The 15425-nt window shown below is 45.2% G+C and carries 24 protein-coding genes; 10 read left to right on the top strand and 14 right to left on the bottom strand.

Translation table 11 applies throughout. The features are described from left to right. Positions 1-43 precede the first annotated feature (43 nt). Together DXE44_RS01020 and DXE44_RS01015 are read right to left on the bottom strand one after the other, a co-directional pair. Entirely contained in the window at positions 44-1018 is a 975-nt protein-coding gene (locus DXE44_RS01020) for a GDP-mannose 4,6-dehydratase (protein ID WP_114651936.1), read from the bottom strand. Beyond that, a complete protein-coding gene (locus DXE44_RS01015) occupies positions 1015-2562 on the bottom strand; it encodes a mannose-1-phosphate guanylyltransferase/mannose-6-phosphate isomerase (RefSeq protein ID WP_114654297.1) in 1548 nt (515 codons plus the stop codon). Before DXE44_RS01015 ends, DXE44_RS01020 begins: the two co-directional genes overlap by 4 nt. Before the next feature lie 192 nt (positions 2563-2754). Here DXE44_RS01015 and DXE44_RS10040 point away from each other — a divergent pair, with 192 nt between their 5' ends. Further along, positions 2755-2901, top strand: a complete 147-nt coding sequence (locus tag DXE44_RS10040) for a hypothetical protein (RefSeq protein WP_162785825.1) — start codon at positions 2755-2757, stop codon at positions 2899-2901. A 49-nt stretch (positions 2902-2950) separates the two neighbouring features. Here the strand turns inward: DXE44_RS10040 and DXE44_RS01010 are convergent, their stop codons facing one another. The 6 genes from DXE44_RS01010 to plsY all read right to left on the bottom strand — a co-directional run bounded on the left by DXE44_RS01010 (position 2951) and on the right by plsY (position 6133). Then, on the bottom strand, positions 2951-3373 hold the full coding sequence (locus DXE44_RS01010) for an HPP family protein (RefSeq protein ID WP_197712788.1): 423 nt from the start codon (positions 3371-3373) through the stop codon (positions 2951-2953). Positions 3374-3604: 231 nt separating this feature from the next. Beyond that, positions 3605-3913: a high-potential iron-sulfur protein gene (locus DXE44_RS01005; protein ID WP_114651934.1), complete on the bottom strand. Its 309-nt coding sequence runs from the start codon at positions 3911-3913 to the stop codon at positions 3605-3607. Between the two features lie 167 nt (positions 3914-4080). Beyond that, positions 4081-4284 (bottom strand): hypothetical protein, encoded by a 204-nt coding sequence (locus DXE44_RS01000; protein ID WP_231970519.1) that lies wholly within the window; start codon positions 4282-4284, stop codon positions 4081-4083. Between the two features lie 24 nt (positions 4285-4308). Beyond that, on the bottom strand, positions 4309-5088 hold the full coding sequence (folE, locus tag DXE44_RS00995) for a GTP cyclohydrolase I (RefSeq protein WP_114651931.1): 780 nt from the start codon (positions 5086-5088) through the stop codon (positions 4309-4311). A 41-nt stretch (positions 5089-5129) separates the two neighbouring features. Beyond that, on the bottom strand, positions 5130-5501 hold the full coding sequence (locus tag DXE44_RS00990; protein WP_114651930.1) for an MAPEG family protein: 372 nt from the start codon (positions 5499-5501) through the stop codon (positions 5130-5132). Next, the gene (plsY, locus tag DXE44_RS00985; protein WP_114651928.1) at positions 5498-6133 is read right to left on the bottom strand and encodes a glycerol-3-phosphate 1-O-acyltransferase PlsY; all 636 of its coding nucleotides are present in this window, start codon (positions 6131-6133) and stop codon (positions 5498-5500) included. Before plsY ends, DXE44_RS00990 begins: the two co-directional genes overlap by 4 nt. 97 nt (positions 6134-6230) lie before the next feature. Here plsY and vapB point away from each other — a divergent pair, with 97 nt between their 5' ends. Then, the gene (gene vapB, locus DXE44_RS00980) at positions 6231-6470 is read left to right on the top strand and encodes a type II toxin-antitoxin system VapB family antitoxin (RefSeq protein WP_114651927.1); all 240 of its coding nucleotides are present in this window, start codon (positions 6231-6233) and stop codon (positions 6468-6470) included. Beyond that, a complete protein-coding gene (vapC, locus tag DXE44_RS00975; protein WP_114651925.1) occupies positions 6470-6874 on the top strand; it encodes a type II toxin-antitoxin system tRNA(fMet)-specific endonuclease VapC in 405 nt (134 codons plus the stop codon). The genes vapB and vapC overlap by 1 nt, the downstream gene beginning before the upstream one ends. Before the next feature lie 41 nt (positions 6875-6915). Here vapC and xerD read toward each other — a convergent pair whose 3' ends face one another. Genes xerD through DXE44_RS00960 form a run of 3 tightly spaced genes read right to left on the bottom strand, consistent with a single transcriptional unit; the run spans position 6916 to position 8493 of the window. Then, entirely contained in the window at positions 6916-7848 is a 933-nt protein-coding gene (xerD, locus tag DXE44_RS00970; RefSeq protein ID WP_114651924.1) for a site-specific tyrosine recombinase XerD, read from the bottom strand. Then, complete coding sequence (locus DXE44_RS11275; RefSeq protein ID WP_114651923.1) at positions 7820-7999, bottom strand: CopG family antitoxin; 180 nt, start codon at positions 7997-7999, stop codon at positions 7820-7822. The genes xerD and DXE44_RS11275 overlap by 29 nt, the downstream gene beginning before the upstream one ends. An 8-nt stretch (positions 8000-8007) precedes the next feature. Further along, positions 8008-8493, bottom strand: coding sequence for a YajQ family cyclic di-GMP-binding protein (locus DXE44_RS00960; RefSeq protein ID WP_114654296.1), 486 nt, complete (start codon positions 8491-8493; stop codon positions 8008-8010). A 117-nt stretch (positions 8494-8610) separates the two neighbouring features. On the opposite strand from DXE44_RS00960, the gene murB reads away from it, so the two are divergent. Together murB and DXE44_RS00950 are read left to right on the top strand one after the other, a co-directional pair. Continuing rightward, entirely contained in the window at positions 8611-9651 is a 1041-nt protein-coding gene (gene murB, locus DXE44_RS00955) for a UDP-N-acetylmuramate dehydrogenase (RefSeq protein WP_114651922.1), read from the top strand. Positions 9652-9709: 58 nt separating this feature from the next. Continuing rightward, a complete protein-coding gene (locus DXE44_RS00950) occupies positions 9710-9973 on the top strand; it encodes a type II toxin-antitoxin system HicB family antitoxin (protein ID WP_114651920.1) in 264 nt (87 codons plus the stop codon). Here DXE44_RS00950 and DXE44_RS00945 read toward each other — a convergent pair. Genes DXE44_RS00945 through xseA form a run of 3 tightly spaced genes read right to left on the bottom strand, consistent with a single transcriptional unit; the run spans position 9948 to position 11839 of the window. After that, positions 9948-10265, bottom strand: a complete 318-nt coding sequence (locus DXE44_RS00945) for a HigA family addiction module antitoxin (protein ID WP_114651919.1) — start codon at positions 10263-10265, stop codon at positions 9948-9950. The two genes, DXE44_RS00950 and DXE44_RS00945, sit on opposite strands and share 26 nt — an antisense overlap. Before the next feature lie 24 nt (positions 10266-10289). Beyond that, positions 10290-10568, bottom strand: a complete 279-nt coding sequence (locus tag DXE44_RS00940; protein ID WP_114651917.1) for a type II toxin-antitoxin system RelE/ParE family toxin — start codon at positions 10566-10568, stop codon at positions 10290-10292. A 53-nt stretch (positions 10569-10621) separates the two neighbouring features. Continuing rightward, positions 10622-11839: an exodeoxyribonuclease VII large subunit gene (gene xseA, locus DXE44_RS00935; RefSeq protein WP_114651916.1), complete on the bottom strand. Its 1218-nt coding sequence runs from the start codon at positions 11837-11839 to the stop codon at positions 10622-10624. A gap of 314 nt (positions 11840-12153) precedes the next feature. On the opposite strand from xseA, the gene DXE44_RS00930 reads away from it, so the two are divergent. From DXE44_RS00930 to kdsB, 5 genes are all read left to right on the top strand, one after another. After that, the gene (locus DXE44_RS00930; RefSeq protein WP_197712787.1) at positions 12154-12678 is read left to right on the top strand and encodes a MotA/TolQ/ExbB proton channel family protein; all 525 of its coding nucleotides are present in this window, start codon (positions 12154-12156) and stop codon (positions 12676-12678) included. A gap of 176 nt (positions 12679-12854) precedes the next feature. Then, entirely contained in the window at positions 12855-13223 is a 369-nt protein-coding gene (locus tag DXE44_RS00925; RefSeq protein WP_114651914.1) for an ExbD/TolR family protein, read from the top strand. Positions 13224-13265: 42 nt separating this feature from the next. Beyond that, positions 13266-14357, top strand: coding sequence for a tetraacyldisaccharide 4'-kinase (gene lpxK / locus DXE44_RS00920; RefSeq protein ID WP_114651912.1), 1092 nt, complete (start codon positions 13266-13268; stop codon positions 14355-14357). 18 nt (positions 14358-14375) lie between these two features. Further along, complete coding sequence (locus tag DXE44_RS00915; protein WP_114651910.1) at positions 14376-14555, top strand: Trm112 family protein; 180 nt, start codon at positions 14376-14378, stop codon at positions 14553-14555. A 25-nt stretch (positions 14556-14580) separates the two neighbouring features. After that, positions 14581-15345 carry a 3-deoxy-manno-octulosonate cytidylyltransferase gene (gene kdsB, locus DXE44_RS00910; protein ID WP_114651908.1) on the top strand — a complete coding sequence of 255 codons (765 nt, stop codon included), beginning with the start codon at positions 14581-14583 and terminating at the stop codon, positions 15343-15345. The last annotated feature ends 80 nt before the right edge of the window (positions 15346-15425 follow it).

The following is a 15425-nucleotide window of genomic DNA, read 5'->3' as shown; positions in this document are numbered from 1 at the left end:
CTTAAATGAATTCAATGAAATCGTGCGTAATGCACTCAACTGATTATAAAGATTGGTACATTTTTTCAACTACTTTAGCGCCACAGGTCGAAGCCTTCCAACCAAGCATTTTTAATGCGTAACTTGGGTCGGCCTTGCCAATCGCCAAATCTGTTGGCCTAAAGAAACTAGGATCTTGAACCACATGGTCTTGCCAATTGAGATTGGCTTGCTCAAATGCGGTTTTCACGAATTCTTCCAGGGTAATGGTAGTGCCCGTCGCAATCACAAAGTCTTGCGGCTGCTCTTGTTGTAGCATGAGCCACATCGCTTCGACATACTCAGGAGCCCATCCCCAGTCCCTAGCAATATCTAAGCGACCTAGTTTTAATTTTTCATTATTGCCCTGAGCAATACACTTGACTGCGCGAATGATTTTTTGCGTCACAAAGCGCTCAGGGCGCAAAGGTGACTCATGATTAAACAAAATACCGGTACAGGCAAATAAGCCATAGGCATCACGGTAGTTGTTGACTAACCAATAGGCTGATGACTTGGCAACCGCATAAGGGCTCATCGGATAAAAAGGGGTAGCCTCGCTAGCTGGCTCGCCATGGGTATCACCAAAGCATTCTCCCGAACCAGCATGATAGATTTTGATTTTCTTATCCATCATGCGACAAGCCTCTAAGACATTCAGGGCGCCTAGAGTAATGCTTTGAATTGTTTCAGCGGGCTGCTCAAAAGATAGGCCAACGGACGATTGGCCAGCCAAATAATAAACTTCGTCCGGTTGACTTTTTCGGAGTGCGGCTAAGACACTGCGAAAGTCTTCTGGAATCATTGAGATAAAAGAAATTTGATCTTTAATACCCAGCTTTTGAAGATTAGAGAAGCTGGAGCCCTGAGCATCTCGTGAAGTACCAAAAACTGCATAGCCCTTGTCTAACAACAATTGGGCCAAGTAACTGCCATCTTGACCGCTAACCCCACAAATGAGGGCTGTTGGCTTTTGTACTGCTTGTTGATTTGCACTCATGAGGTACGACCGTAGCGATCTTCAAAACGCACAATATCGTCCTCACCTAAATAGCTACCAGACTGCACTTCAATGATTTCTAAAGGAGTTTTCCCTGGATTAGCTAGGCGATGGGTTTGCCCTTGTGGAATGTAGGCACTCTGGTTTTCCGTTAAGAGAATCACTTTTTCTCCGTTGGTAATTTCAGCCGTGCCTCTCACCACAATCCAATGTTCCGCTCGATGATGATGCATTTGTAATGATAGGCTGGCGCCTGGTTTTACCTGAATACGCTTGACCTTAAAGCGCTCACCCTCATCTACTGAGTCATACCAGCCCCATGGACGAGCAACCTTGCGATGTAAGTTCTTTTCTTCGCGTTTTTGCTGTTCCAGTTGATTGACGATATTTTTCACATCTTGGCTATTTTTTCTATCGGCAACCAAGACTGCATCTGCCGTCTCCACAATAATGAGACTCTCCACTCCAACAGCACTCACCAAACGACCACTAGAGTGGATTAAAGAATTCTTTGAGTTGCTAATCAGTACATCACCGCTAGTGACATTGCTCTGACTATCTTGCTTACCCACTTGCCATACCGCATCCCAAGCCCCTAGATCATTCCAGCCAGCGTTAAGCTCCACCATCTTTATTGGGAACTGCATTTGTCCATGGTTACTGGGGCACTTTTCAATCACGGCATAGTCAATGGACTCGCTAGGAATTGCATTAAAAAGACTTGGGTCGGGGCGCACAAACATGGTTTGACCAGACTGATCAATCGTCTTGGCATTCCATGCTTTTTGAGTGGCATTAAAAATGTCGGGACGAAATTCTTGTAGGCTTGCTAACCAAGTGCTGGCACGCAAAACAAACATACCGCCATTCCAAAAATATCCGCCCTCTTCCAGGTACTGCTGCGCAGTCTGTGCATTGGGTTTTTCAACAAAGCGCTCAACCGTAAATTCCCCTGACTTTTTGCCGGCCTCATTACTTTTAGCATTTGTTTTAATGTAGCCATAACCCGTTTCAGGGGCTGTTGGTGTAATACCTAAAATGGCGATGGTTTTCTTTGACTGATCTGCCCTCACAAGCTCTACACAATCTTGCAGAGCCTTTACAAAACGCGCTTGGTTTTGCACGGTTTGATCTGCAGGAGTAATGACTAAAATCGGATCGTTTTGAACATCAGAGGGATGTATAGCCAAATCAGTAGCCGCTAATGCCGCTAAGGTCAGTGCAGGTGCGGTATTGCGACCAACTGGCTCTAGCAGTAACGTGGCCTTAATATCCCCAAGCTCCCGCAATTGATCTAGAGCTAAAAAGTGGTGTTCTTCATTGGTAACCACCAAAGTGGAACCAAGGCGGATATCTGCCATACCCTGGTTAATTGCATTGATTCTTGCAATTGCTTGCTGAAATAGGCTTTGATTTGAACCATCGCCAGAAAGCACTAAAAACTGCTTTGGAAAGCCAGAACGGGATAAAGGCCATAAGCGAGTTCCCGAGCCACCACACAAAATGACGGGAATCACTGAAGTTGCTGAGTTGGCTTTTGCCATAGGGCCTGCAAAACCTTTATGCTTTTTGTAAAGATGCCCCAATTTTATAGGGGTTTGGTAATCCGCCCTAATTTATCGAAATACGCAAAATCCTACAAATTTATTAAAATGTAGGGAGCGCAAGATAGCGCACACTTTGATTAGGGTGAATCACCCTCATTTTTTGTCAATAACAACTATTTGGAGTCCACAATGTCTACAGGTAATATTCCCAAAATTAATCTACGCAACTCGCTAACCGAATGCGGGCAGTCCATTCGTAAAGAAAATGCGGGTAAGTATCAAAATTACGCCATCTTGGACTGCAAGGCCTCTATTGCAGCCGGCAAAATCAAATAAGGCTTTGAGGGGGATATTTACCCCCTTTTTTTATCCCTACCTCCAAGGACTAAGAAGGTCGATTAGGGTATTTTTTGCCTGTCAAATTACTATAAATTGCCCCAGCCACCACCAAGAGCACTGAATCAATCATGACTGGGAAAAAGGCATACCGATAGTGAAAGACATGCCCCAGAACCACAATAAGCGAGACTGCAGCTGCTGGCGGATGCAGACAACGCAAGATAAACATCCCTAAGATGGAAAGACTGGCCGCCAGTGGCATGGCAATGAGCGGCTCTTGAACTACATGGATGATCGATATACCAACTAAGGCAGACAGCGTATTGCCAGCTATCACCGCCCAAGGCTGAGCCATTGGGCTGCCTGGTAAGGCAAAAACCAATAGAGCACTGGCACCCAGGGATGCCATCAGCCATTCATCTAAACCACCAAGCTCACCAAGGTATTTAGAGATAGTGAGCACTAACATAAGACCGATAAAGGCACCAAAAACGGAGCGAATTCGCTCAACCCAAGCTACGGCAGGTTGATCTCCACTCCAAATAGAAGGAGTAGTGTTTAAGGAAATTCTGAAGGGTGCGCTTCATCTTGGTGGGATGATAAACCTCCAACAACTCTGACCTAGAGAACAAAAACGTCACCATTAGGTGACGTTTTTACTGAGCACCCCCAAGAGGGTGAATCAAATTTCTAGCAATAATTAAGCCTTCTTAGCGTAGGCAGAGCACCAGCCTTTACCAGCAACCTGTTTAGCGCCAAACAAAGAGCAACCACCGGCAGCTGAGCCAGCTTTGCCTTGGTACAAGGCGCAGTTATCACAATGTTGGCCAGCAGCATATTTTGGAAACTTTGCTTTATCTACTTTTGAGGCGTCAGCTTTGTAACCCAAGGCAGTGGCTTGTGGATCAGTTTCAGCAACCATGGCTTGAGCCTGAACTTTACCGTTCAAAGCCAAGGTGCAGGCACCAGCAGCAGACAAAATCATAAATTGACGACGACTATTTTTCATATGGACTCCAGTAAGTGAAATGGAACAAAATTTATATCTGAATGGATCATAGATCAGATCGATTGAATCCAATACAGGCTATATAAGTGATTGATTTATATAGATTTTTACTTGAGAATTGTTCTCAAAGAAAAATTATTGAGGTTGTACGCCCACGTGGCAGAAGTTTAATACCACCCCTTTAGATTCATACAGTTAATGCGTTGCCTTACGTGAACTCCAGAACCAGCCTCGGGGTAAGCCTGAGCGCAATCTATCGCATCACGCTGAAAGGTCGCCTTATTGTTTTTGGCTGGGTCTTTATTAACGTCTGGATACAGAGAGCACCCAAGCAAAGCGTAAATGAGACAAATGCCAATGCAACTTCTCAACAGGGTTCTCTTCAATACCACTGCTTATAGCTTATCTAAAAGTGATAAAAATTCTCTACGCAAATTAGAGTCTTTCAAGAAGGCGCCACGCATCACACTATTGACCATCTTGGAATCGCGATCCTTTACACCACGCCATTGCATACAGAAGTGATCTGCATCCATCACGATCGCAACACCAATCGGCTTAATTTTTTTCTCCAGCATATCTGCTAACTCCACTACTGCCTCTTCCTGAATCTGTGGACGACACATGACCCATTCAGTTAAGCGTGAGTACTTTGATAAACCAATCAAGGCCGACTCTTTACTTGGCAATACGCCGATCCAAATATGGCCCATGATTGGGCAAAGATGGTGGGAGCAAGCACTACGAACAGTAATGGGGCCAATGATCATCAACTCATTGAGGCGACTCACATTCGGAAACTTAGTAAGTGTGGGCTGTTCAACATAACGACCATTAAATACTTCCTTCACAAACATCTTAGCCACACGCTGGCTGGTATTTTTGGTGTTGTGATCACTCTCTGTATCAATGACTAAGCTTTCTAAAACAGCCTGCATCTTTTCTGCCACTTCATCTACCAAGCCCTCCAACTCACCAGGTTGAATGAATTTAGAGATATTGTCATTCGCATGAAAGCGCGCCTTTTGCGCCTCAATGCGTCGACGAATCACTACAGACAATGGTGTGCCAGAATCACTTTTTTTGGCAGCTACTTTCTTGGCAGGCTTGATGCTTAAGGCCTTTTTGGCAGGAGTCTTGGCAACTGTCTTCGCAGGCGTTTTTTTGGTGGGCATATATATTGTCTCGATGAATTTTGTAAATTAGTTTTTATTCTTTAAATCTGAAAGAAGATTGCTACTACGCAAGCCAAGCCAGCAAGCCAAACAATAGATCGCGTTGTTGGCCAATCAGCGACATAACAAATCAGGTAGGCGATGCGTGCTACAACAAATCCAATTGCTAGCAGATCAACCCTGTGTTGTGGAGCGTTAGCTATAGAAGCAATCACAACAGCCGCGAAAAAGAATGGGAGAGATTCAAAAAGATTGACTTGGGCCGCATTAGCTCGCGCCTGAAATCCCGTCTGCTTGGCAAGCCATTGTCTAGGCATACCATTGTCATAACCCTCAAAACCCTTCTTAGCAATGCCTGCCGCTACATAGGGAAACAATCCCATGAAGAGAACGCACCAATATGCAATGGTCATGACTGTCCTTTTTTCTTGGAACCAATACGACTTTCTTTGCCATTCATCAGATTGTGAATGTTGCTACGATGGCGCCAGATCAATAAAAGACAAACTACGAGCAGCGCAATGCCTATCGGCTGAAAGCCAAACAAAAATACAAAATAGATTGGGCCAAATACAGCAGCCGCCAAAGCAGCTAAAGATGAGTAGCGCATAAACATCGCCACAATGATCCAGGTACTTAAAGTTGCTAAACCCAAGACCCAATTAATACCAAACAAAATGCCGCAGGCAGTCGCAACACCTTTGCCGCCTTTGAAGCCATGGAAGATTGGAAACAGGTGACCCAAGAACACCGCAATCACCACGCCACATAACAACCAAGAGCTGAGTGTGGATGTCAAAGATTCATCGCCGAGCAATACTCTTGCCAACATGACTGCGAAATAACCCTTTAAGGCATCGCCAAACAAAGTGAGTACCGCTGCCAGCTTGTTACCCGTTCTGAGAACATTGGTTGCGCCCGGGTTACCAGAGCCATAAGAATGGGGATCAGGCAAACGCATGCACTTACTCACCACTACCGCAAAAGAGATGGAACCAATCAGGTAGGCAATCGGAATCAACAATAGATCTAAAGTTAAATTCATGGGGATATCTTAATCACTTATCTAGCTGGTTATTTTTTAGATTGCTAATCCTGACTGAAATACTATATACTATTGCTATATACATAAGGAGAGCGTTATGTCCATAGCAATCACCACGGTATTTACAAACAATCGTAGCCAAGCAGTTAGATTGCCGGCAGAAGCCCGTTTACCGGATGAGGTAAAAAAAGTCATTGTCCGTATTCGCGGTCGTGAGCGAATAATTACGCCACTTGAAAACACTTGGGATAACTTTTTCCTAAGTGGACCATCCGTATCAAATGACTTTATGAATGAACGCGGGGAACAAAAACCGGTTAAGCGGAAAGACCTGTAATGCTCAAGTATTTATTGGATACCAATATTGTTATATACGTACTCAAGCGCAGACCAGTCGAAGTATTAAAGATGTTCAACACGAATGCGAGTCGGATGGCAATTTCAAGCATCACCTTATCTGAATTAATTTATGGCGCGGAGAAAAGTCCCAACGTTGATAAGAATTTAGAGGCTATAGAGGAATTCATTAGCCATCTCGAAGTTCTCCCTTATGACGCAAAAACTTCTCAACACTACGGCCAAATTAAAGCGGCGCTAGAGAAAAAAGGTGAAGTTATTGGTGAGATCGATATTCATATTGCCGCCCATGCAATTAGCCAGGGGCTTATTCTAGTCACGAATAATTTACATGAATTTAAAAGGGTTGCAAACCTTGCTCTTGAGAACTGGGTTGAGACCTAAATTAAAGACATGTTGCAGCAATGCCCCTCTGGAAATGCTGGTTAAGAGCCTCTAGGATGATGTTGCTGATGGATCGACTTCAGGCGCTCTCTAGCAACGTGGGTATAGATCTGTGTAGTAGAGATATCGGCATGGCCTAAGAGAAGCTGCACCACCCGTAAATCGGCTCCATGGTTGAGTAAATGGGTAGCAAAAGCATGGCGCAAGGTATGGGGCGATAAAGCTACGGGGATGTTGGCAATCGTGGCGTAACGCTTTATCAGCGCCCAGAAAGCCTGACGAGTTAAACCAGTGCCTGTATGGCGCCCCACAAATACGGCATCTGAAGTCTTACCCTCCAAGAGAGGTATTCTTGCTTCAGCTAGATAGCGACGTAACCACTGACCTGCCTCTCCACCAAAAGGTACTAAGCGCTCTTTGCCACCCTTACCGTTAATAACTCGAATCACCCCTTCATTCAAACCCAAGGCGATGGTCTTTAAAGAGACAATCTCAGAAACACGCAAACCACTTGCATACATTAATTCGAGCATCGTGCGATCACGCAATCCAAGTGAAGTTTCCACATCGGGGGCATTCAGCAAAGCAGTAACCTGATCTTCACTTAAGGTCTTAGGGAAACGTAGTGCCTGCTTAGCAGCACGTAAACCAATGCAGGGGTCGCTTTTTACCAAATTCATGCGCAGAGCATGACGATAAAAGCGCTTGAATACCGTCAGTCGACGATTAGCAGTGGTTGCTTTATCTGCGCGTCGATGCGCAATGTAAGCAGTGAGATCTTTTTCCGACACACTGTAGAGATCGGCACCTGATTCTTTAAAAAGCCACTGCGCCAAGAGCAATAGATCTCGGCGATAGGCGGACAAACTGTTTTGTGCCAATCCATCCTCCAACCAACAAGCATCACAGAATCGCTCAATGGCTTCGGCACTCAATAGAGGAATATCAGGGTGCTGGTTTCGAGTACCGACCATTGCTAGGTTTTAAATTAACAAGGGAGGGTTGAATCGCCCTAGACAAATCAAAGTATTTAGAAGCATCTTGCGTCTTCCAAAAAGCACGTTCCTCGCTTTCGCTACAAAAGACGGGAATAGCCTTGGCTTTTCTGGGCGATTTTGTGTTCATACAGTCAATTAGTCACGGAAGTTATTAAAGCCTAATGGAGCCTCGCTGACTTCTTTTTTGAGCAATGCCATCGTTTCTTGCAAATCATCGCGCTTAGTGCCTGTTACGCGCACTGCATCACCCTGAATACTGGCCTGCACTTTGATCTTGCTGTCCTTAATGATACGCACTACCTTCTTGGATAACTCGGAGGTAATTCCTTTTTGGATCTTCATGGTTTGCTTGCGCTTATCACCGCCAATGGTCTCGGTTTTGTCATCTTTGAGATAACGCACATCAACATTACGTTTAGCCATCTTGCTAATTAAGACATCGCGTACCTGGCCCAACTTAAAGTCGTCATCACCAAACAAGATCAAGGTCTCATCCTTTTGCTCAACTCGGCTATCGGAGCCTTTAAAGTCAAAACGATTGGTAATTTCTTTATTGGATTGCTCGATTGCGTTTTTCAACTCAATCATGTCAGGCTCACACACTACGTCAAATGAGGGCATCTCAAACTCCTTAAATAATCTGGGTAATGAATTCTGCAAATTCAAGCATTGCATTGTCACTTTTCGAGTTTTTCCATAAATTACCGGCAGAAACTCGAACACGAATAAGATTGTGGCATGAACTCCGCGAAAAATGCGCCCAATCCAGCAAAATTGACCCCCAATTTGGGACTCAAGCACCTGAACAGCTTTGGCCTGGATTCCACAGCCGAATTGGCGTACGAGATCACATCCGCGGATCAGTTACCAATTCTCATGAAAGAGCTTGGGGATAAAAAACTTGCCTGGCGCGTATTGGGCGGCGGAAGTAATGTGATTCCTCCAGAGTCTTTGCCTGGAGCAACTCTGCTCATCAATATTCTGGGCCGGGAAATATTTAAGTCCGATCAAGAATATTCATGGCTCTCCGTAGGCGCTGGAGTCAATTGGCATGAGTTTGTTGCTTGGACACTGGATCAAAATTTACCCGGACTAGAAAACCTCGCCCTCATACCGGGCACTGTCGGTGCCGCACCCATTCAAAACATTGGGGCATACGGTGTTGAGATAGGCGAATACATCGACAGCATCGAAGCATTTGATTCTGCGGCCCATGCCTTTGTCACTCTCCCGCAAGAGGCCTGCCAGTTTGCCTATCGCCATAGCTACTTCAAGCAACATCCCAATCGATTTATCGTGACAAAGGTCGTTTTTAAAATCACAAAAGCTTGGGAGCCACGACTTCAATACGCAGACCTTGCCAAACAATTTAGCAATTCAAAATCCAGCCCAAGTGCTAGACAAATTTTTGATGCCGTATGTGCTATCCGATCTAAAAAATTGCCAGACCCCAAGGTTATTGGCAATGCTGGAAGTTTTTTCCAAAACCCGATTGTCAGCACTGAACAATGTGAGCAACTGATTAAGCAATTTCCGAATCTGGTTTCTTACCCAGATAGCAATGGCAAACGTAAGTTGGCGGCCGGATGGTTGATTGATCAATGCGGCTTCAAAGGCAAACGTGTTGGCCCCGTCGGTGTTTATAAATATCAAGCACTAGTTCTCGTAAATCATGGTGGCGGGACATCAACCGATATCCTCAATCTTGCAAAAAGCATTCGAGAAGAAGTATTAGGAAAATTCGGAGTGCAGCTCGAGATTGAGCCAAATATTCTTTAGCAAAATATCGAATAACCACCTTTATATCGAGCATAATTACTGGCAGTACGATAGCGTGATGCCCCAATACCCCGCAAGACTTACAAAAGATGGCTCCTATATCTTAGTCATGTTTAGGGATGTGCCAGAAGCAATTACGTTTGGAGCAAATGAAAAAGAGGCGCTCGAAAATGCGGTTGATGCACTTGAGACTGGGCTATCCCTCTATATTGATAATGGCAAGGATTGGCCAAAACCGAGCGCTGCAATTGATGGTGAGCGTTTAGTTGATCTTTCTAAATCAGCCGCCACAAAGTCTAAGCTAAAACAAGGTCAAGAATAACGCCAACTGACTTTACCTTTGGCACACCCAATTTTCTCGCTTTCCATAAATCGTATGTCGCCTGCTGGCTTAGCCAAATATCTGCACTGCCACCGTTTTTAACGCCCAGCCATTTCTCAATACGTAAAGCCATATCTGGAGAAATAGCAGCCTTCCCATTAATTACACGGGAAAGTGCGACGCGTGTAATGCCCAGCTGGTCTGCAGCCTCAGTTACGCTCATGCCCAATGCGGGGAGAATGTCCTCTTTAATGATCAACCCCGGGTGAGGTGGATTATGCATTTTTCTCATGTTTTGTATTCCTAAACTTATCGCTTAATGGTAATCCTGATAATCGAGCAATATGACATCTTTATCATCAAATTTAAAAGTAATTCTCCAATTGCCACTCACCGCTAATGAGTAATGATTATTTAGTGTTTCTGAGAGCAAATGCAGTCTCCACCCAGGAATATTGACATCCTCCCAACATGTGGCTTCATCCAATCTAGCCAACTGTCTACTCAATTTATTTGAATGGGAAGACTGTATCCCGGTCTTTTTTCCAGTTTGAAAAAATAACTCCAAACCTTTATGTCTAAAAGATTTAATCATTCATCATTATATATTGTATAGCATAGATATACATATACGCAAATGTATTGTGGTTATTTATCAGCGTGACTGATTTTTGAAAACTCCACCTCTACTCGCCCCTCTGCCAGACGTACTTCAAATAGGCTTTCCGTGTTGAGCTCATTGGGACTTCTTGCTGCATGCATTGCTTGCTCTTCTTTACTCAAGATGACTGCATACCCACGCTCTAGCGTTCTTTGCGGGTTCAGCATTTCAAGCTGGGATTGGAAATGGCTTTGATCACGTTTCCAATTTTCAACCCTCACTAGCCATGCTTGATTGAGTCGTTTTTGCCAGCCGCTGATTTGCTCGCGCATGCGATCAGGGTTGGGTAAGGCATGACTGAGACGCAAAGCCAATTGATCTAAGGTTTGCGCTTCGCGCTCTACTCGCTGACTCACTCTTTGCAGCAATGCTTGCATGATGGCATCTAGCTCTTGCAGCATTTGATCCCGTCTTGGTGCCGCCAATTCTGCCGCACCGGTAGGAGTGGGTGCACGCAAGTCTGCAACAAAGTCAGCAATCGTGACATCGGTTTCATGTCCAACGCCGCTCACAATTGGGATAGATGACTGCGCGATAGCGTAAGCCAGCTGCTCATCATTGAACGCCCAAAGATCTTCAATACTTCCGCCACCGCGTACTAACAAAATCACATCGACTGCATTTTCTTTTTCAGCGGCCTTCAGCGCAGAAATAATTCCAGCAGGCGCATCTGGTCCTTGTACTAAGGTTGGGTAAATCACAATCGGAATATGGGGCGCTCTTCTAGCTAATGTGCTCAATACATCTTTGAGAGCTGCTGCTTGCGGCGAAGTAATAATGCCAATCGATCTCGGATGTGTCGGGATGGGACGCTTGTTCTCAACATCAAATAGGCCCTCTTTGGCGAGTTTGGCCTTCAGCTTCAAAAAAGCTTCATAAAGGCCACCCATGCCTGCACGACGCATGCTTTGCACCGTGAGCTGAATGTCACCCCGGGGAACATAGAAACCCACATTGGCAGCGACTTCTACTAAATCCCCAGATTGAGGCATAAATCCGACTTGCCCATTACGGCCGCGGAACATCACACAGCGAATCTGCCCCTCTTCATCCTTCAGGGAAAAATACCAATGTCCACTGTCATAGGCCTTGAAATTGGAAATCTCCCCGCTAACCCATACAGCATCAAGGCGCTCCTCTATAGAGCTAGCAATAGCGCGGTTTAGATCACCAACACTCAGAATTTCTCTAGATATTTCGGACATTTTTTCTCTTTTTCTACACAGCCATCAGGTCTAGCAAGCAATAAATATCCACAGAAACCCATACACCCTAGGTTTAACTCTCATAAGTAAGTAATTACTGACCCCAAACGTCTCATAAATCCAACATTAATAATTTAAGTCATTGATTTATATAGGTAATTTTTAAGGTCTCTTTATCTATATTCAAGCACAAATCACTCGTATTCACCATCAATCAAGGATTTACACGACTTTTACTAAAAAGTTTTGCACAGAGTTATCCACAGGATCGCTTCCTTAAAACCCATTTTTAATTCAGCTAAAGTACTGAGCTTATGTACTCAATCTTACTGTCTGCTGGCTGGCCTATTTGGCCCCTACTCATTATCTCGGTTATCGGACTGGCCATCATTCTGGAACGGGCTTGGTATTTGCGCCAAATTCATATTTTCCCCAAAGATAGTCTGGAAACAGTATTTGGCCTGGCCAATGCTCTTTCTCAGCAAAAAGTAGTTTCAGAGCATGAGATTAGCGCCATAAGCCAACTTTCCCTCGTGGGCTCACTTTTTGCCTGCATCCTTCGTGAAAAAGCCTCTGGCAGCTCTGCAGACTCCGCTTTAGAAGAGTTACAAGCAAGCGCTCAGTCAACCTGGCTAGAGCTGGATCGCTATTTAGGTGCGCTAGCTACCATCGCGACAGTCGCACCCCTGCTGGGTTTATTTGGCACCGTTGTCGGCATGATTGAAATTTTTGGCAGTCAGGGTGTCGGTAGCCCACAACAATTGGCACATGGCATCTCTATTGCCCTCTACAACACGGCTTTTGGATTATTGATTGCGATTCCTGCTTTAGCTGCATAGCGTGGTCTCCGAGCTATGGCAAATCAACGCCAACATGAATGCGAAGAATTTACCCGCCAATTATTTAAAAAACTCTATCCATCTTCTACGGATACAAAATGAGTTGGCTAGAAAATAAGCTTCAGTACCGAGGCTAATTTTCATTAGGGGTTCGCTCATCCTCAGTAGAGCCCGAGATCAATCTCATTCCTTTTATTGACGTATTGCTGGTCGTGCTGATCTTTTTAATGATCTCCACGACCTTCACGCGCTATCAAGAGCTAGCTATCACCCTGCCCACAGCCAATGGCGCAGCAAGCCAGCCAGAGGTGAAACAAATTCATATTGCAGTCAGTCGCGATGGGCGCTTTACTATAAATGGCAAGGTAACTGACCGGAGCCAACTGAGTAATAGCCTCAATGCACTAAATAAAGACGATGCCATCCAGGTCAATATCGATGCAGATGCTAAAGCGCCCCACCAGGCAGTCATGAGCGCCTTAGAGGCTGCGCGCGACGCCAAGCTATCTAATATTGTGTTTAGCAGTCAAACTACGAAGAAATAAATTCAGCACATTAGAAATATTGAGCTCAACAAATCGCCTTTAATGTCATCTCTAAAAAAATCGACTTTATTTAATAAAGCTCCCCAATTTTGGGAAAGACGGGGGCCAACAAGTCTGTTGCTTTGGCCCTTATCTAAGATTTATGGTTGGGTCAATCAAGCTTTAGATTTAGTCAATGATCTGAACTTAGGAAAAAATAAGCCGCAAGCTGTGCCCATCATCATCGTTGGTAATATTCGGGTGGGAGGTACGGGCAAAACCCCCATCGTCATTGCGCTAGCAGAACGACTTGCAAGCATGGGGTGGAAACCCGGAATTATTAGCAGAGGTTATGGCGCTCCTGCATCAAATTCCCCCCAGCAAGTGAGTAGCGATTCCAATCCCGTAGAAGTAGGTGATGAGCCCGTTCTCATTGCCAAACGTACACAAGATCAATTTCCAATTTGGGTTCATCCAAAACGGATCAGAAGTATTCGCTCGCTCTTAAGAAGCAGTCCCTCGGTGAACGTCATCATCAGCGATGATGGTTTGCAACATCGTAGCTTGGTACGTTGGCCTGCTCGCGAAGGGGGTCGTGATATTGAATTTGTAGTGCGTGATCAACGCGGTGAAGGCAATGGCTTTTTACTGCCTGCTGGACCCCTGCGTGAGCCCGCATCTCGAGAGCGAGATGCCACTTTGATGACAGACGCAAATACAAGCGCAACTCCAGTAGATGAATACTTTTTAGGTCGCCGCGCATTTACACTCTCTAGCCAACTAGGCACACCCTATCAACTAAATTGCCCTAGCAATAAACAATCTCTAGAAGCTATTGCAGATGCACATCTTCCCAATGAGATCACCACTGTCGCAGCCATTGGCAATCCCCAACGCTTTTTTGATGATTTACTGAAACAAGGCATTTCTGGAAAATGTATTGGCTTAGCTGATCACGCCAGCTACACCCCAGAGTTTTTTACCTCCATTAATGCGAAATGCATCCTGATTACGGAGAAGGATGCCGTAAAATGCACCTCAATACAGGACGAACGTATTTGGGTTGTTCCAATGAACCTGAAGATCCCAAATACATTAGCAGATTGGTTGCAGTCTATTTTGCAAAGACCCGATCCAAATCGATACACTTTATAAAAAGAGCAAAGATTAAATATGGACAAGCGCTTACTCAAAATTTTAGTGTGCCCTTTATGCAAAAGCACTTTGCATTTGGATGCCGAAAAACACGAGCTCATTTGCAAAGCCGATCGCTTGGCTTACCCCATTCGTAATGACATCCCAGTGATGCTGGTTGATGAGGCTCGCAGCCTTACTGCCGATGAAATCAATTAATTGTTGATTAAGCGCAATCTAGCGAATGAGTATTCAAACTCCTAAACCACCTGAATTTTTAGTTGTTATTCCTGCCAGACTGGGTTCAACTCGTTTACCTCGTAAGCCCCTCGCCGATATTGGTGGCAAGCCGATGGTGATTCGTGTGGCTGAGCGCGCGCAGCAATCTAATGCGCAAAGTGTTGTGGTCGCAACCGATTCACCAGAAATTCAAGCGGCATGCGATGAACATCGTATCGAGTGTTTATTAACCAGCCCAGACCACCCCACTGGTACAGACCGCATTGCAGAAGTGGCACAACTGTTAAAGCTTCCAGCAGATACCTTAGTCGTCAATGTCCAAGGTGATGAACCCCTCATTCCGCCAGAACTGATCAATCAAGTTGCCCAAACTTTAGCTGACAATGCCGCCTGCGCGATTTCAACTGTTGCCGTACCCATTACAGATGAAGCTGAAATCACGAATCCCAATGTTGTTAAGGTGGTCCTTAATCGCTCCAATGAGGCACTCTATTTCTCAAGAGCCACTATTCCTTTTGTGCGGGATACGGAGACATCGCTCAAAGTGACCCACCTACGCCATCTAGGCATTTATGCCTACCGAGCTGACTTTTTGCAGGCTTACACCCGCCTTGAGCCAGCGCCACCAGAACAGGCAGAGGCCCTAGAACAGCTTCGCGCCCTCTGGAACGGCTACCGGATTGCAGTCAATACTGCCAGCGAAGCTCCGCCAGCAGGGGTTGACACAGCTGAAGACCTCGAGCGGGTCCGCCGCATCTTGGCCAACTAGCCCAGAATCTGGTTATCTCAGGGTTCTCGGGGATAATCCTAGGAATTAGTTACAAAGGATCCCGAAAAAATACGGGACAA

Origin of the sequence: Polynucleobacter necessarius (assembly GCF_900095175.1) — a bacterium.
GTDB classification, from domain to species: Bacteria; Pseudomonadota; Gammaproteobacteria; order Burkholderiales; family Burkholderiaceae; genus Polynucleobacter; species Polynucleobacter necessarius_I.
This window is presented reverse-complemented; position numbering and strand designations above follow the sequence as displayed.

Coding starts and splice junctions, on each gene's coding strand:
- DXE44_RS00990 (WP_114651930.1), bottom strand. CDS start 5,501: ATGACCATTGCATATTGGTGCGTTCTCTTCATGGGATTGTTTCCCTAT.
- vapC (WP_114651925.1), top strand. CDS start 6,470: ATGCTCAAGTATTTATTGGATACCAATATTGTTATATACGTACTCAAG.
- murB (WP_114651922.1), top strand. CDS start 8,611: ATGAACTCCGCGAAAAATGCGCCCAATCCAGCAAAATTGACCCCCAAT.
- DXE44_RS00950 (WP_114651920.1), top strand. CDS start 9,710: ATGCCCCAATACCCCGCAAGACTTACAAAAGATGGCTCCTATATCTTA.
- DXE44_RS00960 (WP_114654296.1), bottom strand. CDS start 8,493: ATGCCCTCATTTGACGTAGTGTGTGAGCCTGACATGATTGAGTTGAAA.
- vapB (WP_114651927.1), top strand. CDS start 6,231: ATGTCCATAGCAATCACCACGGTATTTACAAACAATCGTAGCCAAGCA.
- plsY (WP_114651928.1), bottom strand. CDS start 6,133: ATGAATTTAACTTTAGATCTATTGTTGATTCCGATTGCCTACCTGATT.
- kdsB (WP_114651908.1), top strand. CDS start 14,581: ATGAGTATTCAAACTCCTAAACCACCTGAATTTTTAGTTGTTATTCCT.
- xerD (WP_114651924.1), bottom strand. CDS start 7,848: ATGGTCGGTACTCGAAACCAGCACCCTGATATTCCTCTATTGAGTGCC.
- DXE44_RS01015 (WP_114654297.1), bottom strand. CDS start 2,562: ATGGCAAAAGCCAACTCAGCAACTTCAGTGATTCCCGTCATTTTGTGT.
- DXE44_RS10040 (WP_162785825.1), top strand. CDS start 2,755: ATGTCTACAGGTAATATTCCCAAAATTAATCTACGCAACTCGCTAACC.
- DXE44_RS01020 (WP_114651936.1), bottom strand. CDS start 1,018: ATGAGTGCAAATCAACAAGCAGTACAAAAGCCAACAGCCCTCATTTGT.
- DXE44_RS00930 (WP_197712787.1), top strand. CDS start 12,154: ATGTACTCAATCTTACTGTCTGCTGGCTGGCCTATTTGGCCCCTACTC.
- DXE44_RS00945 (WP_114651919.1), bottom strand. CDS start 10,265: ATGAGAAAAATGCATAATCCACCTCACCCGGGGTTGATCATTAAAGAG.
- DXE44_RS01005 (WP_114651934.1), bottom strand. CDS start 3,913: ATGAAAAATAGTCGTCGTCAATTTATGATTTTGTCTGCTGCTGGTGCC.
- lpxK (WP_114651912.1), top strand. CDS start 13,266: ATGTCATCTCTAAAAAAATCGACTTTATTTAATAAAGCTCCCCAATTT.
- folE (WP_114651931.1), bottom strand. CDS start 5,088: ATGCCCACCAAAAAAACGCCTGCGAAGACAGTTGCCAAGACTCCTGCC.
- DXE44_RS00940 (WP_114651917.1), bottom strand. CDS start 10,568: ATGATTAAATCTTTTAGACATAAAGGTTTGGAGTTATTTTTTCAAACT.
- DXE44_RS00915 (WP_114651910.1), top strand. CDS start 14,376: ATGGACAAGCGCTTACTCAAAATTTTAGTGTGCCCTTTATGCAAAAGC.
- DXE44_RS11275 (WP_114651923.1), bottom strand. CDS start 7,999: ATGAACACAAAATCGCCCAGAAAAGCCAAGGCTATTCCCGTCTTTTGT.
- xseA (WP_114651916.1), bottom strand. CDS start 11,839: ATGTCCGAAATATCTAGAGAAATTCTGAGTGTTGGTGATCTAAACCGC.
- DXE44_RS01010 (WP_197712788.1), bottom strand. CDS start 3,373: ATGTTAGTGCTCACTATCTCTAAATACCTTGGTGAGCTTGGTGGTTTA.